This is a genomic window from Streptomyces alkaliphilus (genome assembly GCF_014141535.1).
GTDB classification, from domain to species: Bacteria; Actinomycetota; Actinomycetes; order Streptomycetales; family Streptomycetaceae; genus Streptomyces; species Streptomyces alkaliphilus.
On the sequence record NZ_VKHT01001756.1, the window covers coordinates 1 to 429 of the forward strand.

The 429-nt window shown below is 77.6% G+C and carries 1 protein-coding gene; it reads right to left on the reverse strand.

The annotated features are described in order from the left end of the window. A partial coding sequence (locus tag FNQ90_RS26630) for a hypothetical protein (protein ID WP_182608608.1) occupies positions 1-429 on the reverse strand: 429 nt, incomplete at both ends.

A 429-nucleotide genomic window follows, 5' to 3' on the forward strand; every position in this document is an offset into this window, starting at 1 on the left:
ATAAGAGACAGGGGTGAGCCGGGGCAGCCGGCGGGTGACGCCGGCCGCCACGAGGGCCACCAGCGCGGTGGGGACCGCCAACACCGCGATCAGCGGCAGGCCGTCGGTCATGGCGGCGCCGAGCAGTTCCCGCCGGGAGAAGTGACCGCGGGGCAGGGTGCGCAGCAGGTGACCGGCGGGGATGGCGACGGCCGCGGCGGCGGTGGTCCAGGCCCATACGCAGAGCGGGATCAACACCCGGTGGGAGGGCCGGCCGGGCGGGAAGCGGCGGACCGTCCACAGCACGCCCAGCGCGCAGAGCGCGAGCAGGACGCCGGCCTGGAGCCACTGGGCCGCCGGCTGCCAGGTGTCGTGGACCAGGGGTGCGGGGACGTCCTCCCGCCACGGGTCCCGCCCCGTCCCGACCGCGGTTGCCCGGCCGGGGCGGGG